Source organism: Streptomyces sp. SA15 (assembly GCF_002291145.1).
In the GTDB taxonomy this organism is placed as follows: domain Bacteria; phylum Actinomycetota; class Actinomycetes; order Streptomycetales; family Streptomycetaceae; genus Streptomyces.
Genome location: NZ_NTGE01000053.1, coordinates 1 through 6,969 on the forward strand (window position 1 = coordinate 1; position 6,969 = coordinate 6,969).

The 6,969-nt window shown below is 71.0% G+C and carries 5 protein-coding genes and 2 pseudogenes; 4 read left to right on the forward strand and 3 right to left on the reverse strand.

All coding sequences use genetic code 11. From position 1 onward, the window contains the following. Positions 1-137 (forward strand): annotated as a pseudogene (locus CLM62_RS52970) (protein phosphatase 2C domain-containing protein); the annotation flags it as partial. Positions 138-334: 197 nt separating this feature from the next. On the opposite strand, the pseudogene CLM62_RS09285 reads toward CLM62_RS52970, so the two are convergent. Then, a pseudogene (locus CLM62_RS09285) lies at positions 335-1,480 on the reverse strand (sensor histidine kinase); the annotation flags it as partial. 596 nt (positions 1,481-2,076) lie between these two features. Between CLM62_RS09285 and CLM62_RS09290 the strand changes: the two are divergent. Further along, positions 2,077-3,126 carry a hypothetical protein gene (locus tag CLM62_RS09290; RefSeq protein ID WP_257003761.1) on the forward strand — a complete coding sequence of 350 codons (1,050 nt, stop codon included), beginning with the start codon at positions 2,077-2,079 and terminating at the stop codon, positions 3,124-3,126. Positions 3,127-3,231: 105 nt separating this feature from the next. On the opposite strand, the gene CLM62_RS09295 is transcribed toward CLM62_RS09290, so the two are convergent. Next, complete coding sequence (locus CLM62_RS09295; RefSeq protein ID WP_095749371.1) at positions 3,232-4,263, reverse strand: alpha/beta fold hydrolase; 1,032 nt, start codon at positions 4,261-4,263, stop codon at positions 3,232-3,234. A 138-nt stretch (positions 4,264-4,401) separates the two neighbouring features. After that, a complete protein-coding gene (locus tag CLM62_RS09300; protein WP_095749372.1) occupies positions 4,402-4,590 on the reverse strand; it encodes a hypothetical protein in 189 nt (62 codons plus the stop codon). 345 nt (positions 4,591-4,935) lie between these two features. Between CLM62_RS09300 and CLM62_RS09305 the strand changes: the two genes are divergently transcribed. Together CLM62_RS09305 and CLM62_RS09310 are read left to right on the forward strand one after the other, a co-directional pair. After that, complete coding sequence (locus tag CLM62_RS09305; protein WP_257003762.1) at positions 4,936-5,730, forward strand: lipase; 795 nt, start codon at positions 4,936-4,938, stop codon at positions 5,728-5,730. Between the two features lie 229 nt (positions 5,731-5,959). Next, positions 5,960-6,808, forward strand: coding sequence for a GNAT family N-acetyltransferase (locus tag CLM62_RS09310; RefSeq protein WP_179382021.1), 849 nt, complete (start codon positions 5,960-5,962; stop codon positions 6,806-6,808). The last annotated feature ends 161 nt before the right edge of the window (positions 6,809-6,969 follow it).

Below are 6,969 nucleotides of genomic sequence, written 5' to 3' on the forward strand. Positions count from 1 at the left end.
CGCCCCCGAGCCCGTACGAGCCCGCCCCCGAACCGCTCCGTGAACCCTTCCGCTTCCGCGCCTCCGTCGCCCGCCCGGGCGACACGCTCCTGATGTGCACCGGCGGCCTGGCCGAGCCGTTGCGGGGCGGGGCGGAGGGGGTCGGGGGGGGGGCCGGCCGGGGGGCCGGGGCGACCTGGGCCGGTTGTTGCGCCGGGGCGACTTGGGCCGGCCGGGGCATGTCGGTGGCCGCCTGGGCGGGCGCCTCGACAGGCTCGTCGCCGAGCAGCCCGCGCGGGATGATCAGGACCGCCTGGACACCGCCGTAGATGTTGCTCTGCAGCCGGACCGCGATGCCGTGGCGGCGGGCCAGTGCGGACACCACGTACAGGCCGATACGGCCGTCGGCCAGCAGCTTGCTGAGATCGATGTGGTCCGGCTCGGCGAGCAACGTGTTGATCCGCGCCTGTTCCTGTGGAGGCATGCCCAGACCGCGGTCCTCCACTTCGACGGCCAGCCCGGCGGTCACGCGCTGAGCGCGCAGCAGTACTTGGGTATGGGGCTCGGAGAACGCCGTGGCGTTCTCGACCAGTTCCGCCAGCAGATGGATGACGTCGGCGACGGCATGGCCGCGCAGTGTCCCCTCGATCGGCGGCACCAGCTTGACCCGGGAGTACTGCTCGACCTCGGCGATCGACGAGCGCAGCACCTCGGTCAGGGTCACCGGGCGGGTCCACTGCCGGCGGGAGACCGAGCCGCCGAGCACGGCGACGTTCTCCGCGTGGCGGCGTATGCGGGTGGCCAAATGGTCGACGTGGAAGAGGCCCTTGAGCAGTTCCGGGTCCTCGACCTCGTTCTCGAGCTGGTCCAGCATGCTGATCGCGCGGTGCACGAGCGACTGCAGCCGCCGGGCGAGATTGACGAAGACCTCGACCTTTTCCTCACTGTCCGGCGAGGTGCTCCTGGAGGACTGTGCTGTCTGCGCCACGGCTGTCCGGGCCTGCCACATGGCGACGCTTATCTCGGATGCGAGACGGCCGAGTGGATCTGTCCGGGACGGAGCCTGCTGGGTGAACGGAACCTGCCCCACCGGCTCGCCCCGCTCCAGCCGCTGCAGCAGGTCCTGCAGGTCGGACTGGCCCGCGGCGACGGCGCGGCGCAGCGACTCATGCTGCCGCGACACCTCCCGGGCCTGGGCGCGGGCGACGAACGCGGCACCGACCAGAACGCCACCGCCAAGGACGGCGCCGCTGGTGAGCACGGCCCAGGTGGTCGCGTCGGCGGCGCCGTCCTGGGTGAGCAGGACGAAGACGATCAGAGCGGCGGCGAGGACCGCCATGAATGCCGCGGGAACGACAGCGAGGCGCACCGCGCGGGACCGGTTGGCCGAAACTGTCGGTCCCTCCTGAGCGGGAGGCCTGGCATGTCTGTTGCGTGCCGGGCCCGTCGCGGTCACCCGACCGGGCTCCGAACGCACTGCATAAGTCGGGGATTCGGGCATCGGAGTCCTCTCGATCAACCAGTTCGGACCCACGTCGCGCAGCGCGGACCGACCGTCAACTCGGCACAGGAACCAGACAGTTAATAGGACAGCCACCCTACGCCACTCTCCTCCATCCGGCGTACTCGCACCCCCCGACGGAAGGGCGACTCTGACCTGCTGAATCGATCCTCCGACCTCCCCGCAACGCGAGCCGAGTCACGCTTACGTGGCAAAGCGTCCATTTGCCATGTACGGCGACACGCTGGAAAAACCGTGTGGGCGCGACGGTAGGCCACGGTGGCGAGAAAGATGCGATGCAGCAGTCGCTCACGGCTCGACGAGATTCGTGATCATCTCTCGCCCTGCCCGCTTACGCGGAGCACTGCGGGTTCCCCATCACCCGGAGAGGCCAACGCGGCATGTCCCTCATCCGCGCCGGCTGCGCCGTACGGCCAGGCCGGCCAGGGCATCCCCGGGTCCACCTCGCCGGGCGATCTTGGCGTGGGTCCCGCAGGATGGTGCCGGTTGCCCACGGAGGTCGCTGAGGGCAGCCGCTTCCCGTGTGCGGCGGACTGCCGCCCCCATTCCTCACTCAGGAGCACCTCGTGGCAGTGATGACGGAGGAACTCGTACCGGTGCTGGAGGATGCGCGCCATGCTCATGACGCGGTCCTCGACCGGTTCCGGGCGGATGCGACGGTCACCCCGCCGGGCCCGTACCGGCAGATGCTCGAACGCCAGGCCGCCGAGGTCCAGATCAGCGTGCAGCGCATTCGGCGCCAGGAGCGCGCCTTGCACCCCCGGGGCCTCATGGGCACCGCGGTGGGTGTGACGCGGTCCGTCTCGCGGGGCGCGGCGCGCTCGGCGATGCTGCCGCTGTCGATCGGGTCGGCGGTCGTCCGGGGGATGCTGCCCGGCGGGGGCCCGGCCGATCCGCGACGGCTGCTGAGGAACGCGGAGGACGAGTACGCGGCCGCGGCGCGGGCACTGGCGGCGTGCCGGGCCGCGGAGATCCTCGCCCAGCAAATGGACGACGAGCCCACCGCCGACCTGCTCGGCTCGCTGCGCCGCCAGGACGAGCAACTGCTGCAGGCGCTGGAGGACAGCCTCGCCGAACAAGCCCGCACCATGGCGGCATCCATCTACGGCTTCGGCCCGGGTGAGCATCGCAACGGCGGCCTGACCGGCGCGGCGGCCCAGACGATGCGGACCGTTTTCGACCGGGCACAGGACGTGGCCCAGCGCGGCGTCCGGTGGGCGCGGGGTGCGGCCGGGGGCGCGCTGCGGGAGGCGCCCGAGCCCGGCCCCATGGCCGAGGAAATCCTGGGAGCGGTCAGGCGGGAGGAGGACCTGCCGATTCCAGGATTCAGCCAGCTCAGCACGGACCAGATCGAGAGGCGGCTGCGCACGCTCTCCCAGCTGGATCTGACGGTCGTCGAGGGCTACGAGCGCACGCACGCGAACCGCAAGCGAGTCCTGGACGCCATCGAGCAGCTGCGCGAAGAGCAGCCGTGGACCGGCTACGACGCCATGGACCCGGACGAGATCAGCGCGAGCCTGCGGGACGCTCCGTCCATCCAGGCCCGTCAGGTGCTGGAGTACGAACAGCGCCACCGGCAGCGGCAAGAAGTCATCTCCGCCGCCGAGGCACGCCTCTCGGCCTGACCAGCGCCGAGGCACACCTCTCGGCCTGACCAGAGAAGCCTCGCCGGGCCTTGATGATGACAGGCCCGGCAGGCATCCCGTATGGGCGAAGAGGTGTCGCGGAACCTACAACATCGCGCGGCTGGGTCCCGGCTGCGACTGCTGTGCGGGTTCGGTGGCACGGAGGATCGCGTCGGCGACGAGTTCGGGAGCGTCCAGCATCGGCACGTGACCGCAGCCGGACAGCGGCACCAGGCGGGCGTTGGGGATCATCTTGCGGACACGTGCCGCCTGCCGGGGTGGCAGGAGGCGGTCGCGGGTACCCCACGCGATCGTCACCGGCACATCGGGGATGTCGCCGGTGAACAGACCCGGTGCACGCCCGGCCCGCAGGGTCGCCTTGAATCCCGCCGACTCCCGCAGCGTCCGCAGCGCCGCGACCACCGCGTGCGGCGGGCACAGCTCCGGCCGGCCGTACAGGGTGCCGGTCAGCACGGCGCGGGCGGGTGCGGTGCGTACGAGCGCCAGCAGCGCCGGGTCGGGCAGCAGCCGGACTCCCTGGCGGGCCGCGTTCACCACGGCGTAGGTGTAGCGCCGCTCGGCGCCGGTCCAGAAGCCGGCCGGAGCGATCGCGGTCACGCTGCGCGCCAGCCCGGCCTGCCCCAGGCGCAACGCGATCAGCCCGCCCAGCGAGTGACCCACCACGTGAGGCCGCTCCACACCCAGCGCCGCGAACACCGAAGCCAGCCACAGCACGGCCGTATCCAGGTCACGGGGGATACCGGGATCCAGATCCGGAGACTCGCCGAAGCCCGGCAGGTCCATCGCGATGATCTCCCGCTGTTCGGTCAGCAGCGGCATGACCGCGCTCCAGGTCAGCCGGTGCGAGCCGAGCCCGTGCAGCAGGACGACGGGTTCGCCGGCCCCCTGCCGCTCGTACGCCACCGTCACGGGCCCCAGGTCTGCGGCCTGGCCCTGCACGAACCAAGCCGTCCGCGGCTCGACAAGGACGTGTCCCCACTCGCTGCCGGATCCCGCCGTGGACTGCCTGCGCAGTAGCGGCGCGCCGAGCAGAACGCCCCGCAGGCCGGCCGCGGCCTGGCCGACGCGGCCACCGCCCCGGCCGGCTGCCGAAACGAGCGTAGATATCCAGGCCATCGCCCAACACCTCACATGCCCGTGACTCACTCCACCACAAGACGAAGCTCAGGTAACTCTCATTACGGAAACACAGGCTGAATCGTTCACATTCCTGACGGGCGAGAGGAGAAACCCTCGTTCGCCTCGCTCCTGTGTTCAGGACCTGGTGGATGCCATGGCGGCCTGGAACTCCTTCATGCACGGGAAGCAGTGCTTGTCGGTCGGCGCCCGTTCGCCGGGCTCCTGGCGCTTCTCCACCCCGCACAGGGTCAGCGTCCTGTCGGCCGTCAGCACATGCCACATCGGTTCCCCCGAGGCGTCCGCGCCGCACCACATTTCGTGCATGGTCAGCTCCCTCAGTAGGAATGAAGGTCACTCCCATACCATCACGGCCGACAGAGGCCGACGCCTTGCGGCGGTCATGCGGGTGACATCGGCAGGGAGGGGTGCGGTTCAAGGGCCGCAACCGGCAGGCGATCAGCCCGCCCGGCGAGGCCATCGGCGGAGGCCGACGTGCATCTGTGGCTGACAGCGTCCAAAGTGAACGTAGCGGACGGTGAAATAGCGCCGACTCGCGCAGTGTTTCCCATGTAGTTCTCCATGTCCAAGCTGTTCCGCTAGGCACGGCAGGCGCTGTTCATGCAGGGATGGTGATCGGCCACGGGCATTCCTTTCGGTCCACAGTTGTCGGTGCCGGGGCTGTCGCCGGCGCGCGGCGTGGGTGTCGAGGCGAGCAGAGCGGTGGTACGTCTGGCCCGGTTCCCGCTCGACATGGCCGCGGAGGGCGTTGGGCAGCTGACCGGGCTGTTCAGCCGTGCCATGCACGGTCGGCCGACGGGCCCGGGTGACCCACTGCCCGCCGACTCGGGGATTCCTGTTTTGTTGGTGCACGGGCTGGCCGACGGAGCATCGGTCATCCCGCCGCTGCAGCGTGAGCTGCGCGGCGACGGCGTGGGCCCTTTCACCCCGGTGGGCTGTAACGCGTTCGGCCCGGACATCCGCAGGGCAGCACGGGCGCTGGGCGACCAGGTGGAGCTGGCGTGTGCCGGCGTCGGTGGGCGGGCAGCGGTCGTGATCGGGTACAGCCTGGGAGGGCTGATCGCCCGGTACTACGTGCAGCGGCTCGGCGGTGACGCGTACGTGCCGCTGGTGATCACGCTGGCGACGCCGCACGGCGGGACCGCGACCGCCCTGCTGGCCCCGGCCCATCCGCTGTTGCGCCAGCTGCGGCCGGGGAGCGAGCTGCTGGTCGAGCTCGCCGAGCCGGCCGTGGGATGCCGTACCCGGTTCGTGGCTTTCTACAGCGACCTGGACGAGGCCGTCATCCCCGCCGGCAGGGGTCGCATCGACCATCCGGACCTCAGGGCACGCAACGTGCTGGTGCCGGGCGTCGGCCACCTGACGCTGCCCCTTCACCGCCCGGTCATCGACGAGATGCGCGCGCTGCTGGCCGCGGCCCAAGTCGCGTTCGACGTACGTCCCTAGCATGGTGGGACGTTCGCCCGCGGCACGGTTCCCGTGACAGGAGGGGCAAATCGGAGGACGCTGAAGACAGCCCCGGTTAAGGGATCCTTGCACTATGCACGCCCGGGTCGCTCATAGTGCAAGGACCCCTAAGACGTCAGCACCTGCGCGGACCGACAGCATGGCCTCTTCGCCCAGCCCCGAGAGCGGATCGACCGTACGCCCCTATCGTCCCGACGACGAACCGGGGGTGCGAGAACTGATTGACGCCGACCGGCTGCCGGGACAGCCGCACTGCACTCCGGAGGGGCTCGCCGCCGCGCGGCGCGGTCCTGTTCCCCCGGCCGACTTGGCGATACCGGCTCGCCCGCAGATCAGTGTTCTGGCCGGTGCCAGGGACTGCCCTCAGGGCGTCATCGCGTACCTCTCCTGGGCCGATGTGCACACCGGGGTGATCTGCTGGCTCTACGCCCGCGAGGACCCGCCTGCCCTGCGTGTCCTGATCGGCCACGCCCTCGGCGCTCTCGCTCACTGCCCGCAGATCGAGGCATTCGTCGCCGCTCCGCCGGGTCCGCTGGGGCCGGGCGGCCTGCCCCGCGCCCACCGCGGCGCCACGCATGACGCCCTGCTGCGCAGCGGCTTCACCGGCCGTCTGCAGGGCAGCTATCTGTACTGCGCGCTACCGGCCGAGCTCCCGCCCGCCAAGCTGTGCGCCGACGTCGTCCCCTGCGACTTCCCCCCAGGTCAGCGGCTGATCGTCCGCCGGGGGGCCGAGCCGGTCGCGGAGGCCGTGATCAGCGTGGGACCCGACCACACCGCGACCGTGTACTGGATCGAGACCCTGCCCACTCACCGCCACCGTGGCCTGGGCCACGAGTTGCTCGGCCAGGCCCTGGCCCTGCTGGCCGAGCAGGGTGCCACCGAGGTCGCCCTCGTCGTCGACGAGCGCCCGCCCACCAATGACGACAGCCAAGCCGCGCCCCGGCTCTTCGATTCCTTCGGCTTCACCCTCGTCGACGAGCTGTGGACCTACCGCTGCCGACACCCCCGGGCCCCGCGATCTGCCGCGTTCAGCCCGGGGGTGGGACAGCGGCCCTGAAAGAGCCACGGCACGATGTGCCCGGTCCGCAGGGCGGTCAGGCGGGGACTCGTTCGGCGGCGGCGAGGATGCTGGAGCGTGCCTGGTGGCGACGTTCGTAGGTCAGCACCCGCCGGGTGAGGCCCTCCTCCGCGTCACCGAGCCGCTTCATGATCTCGTCC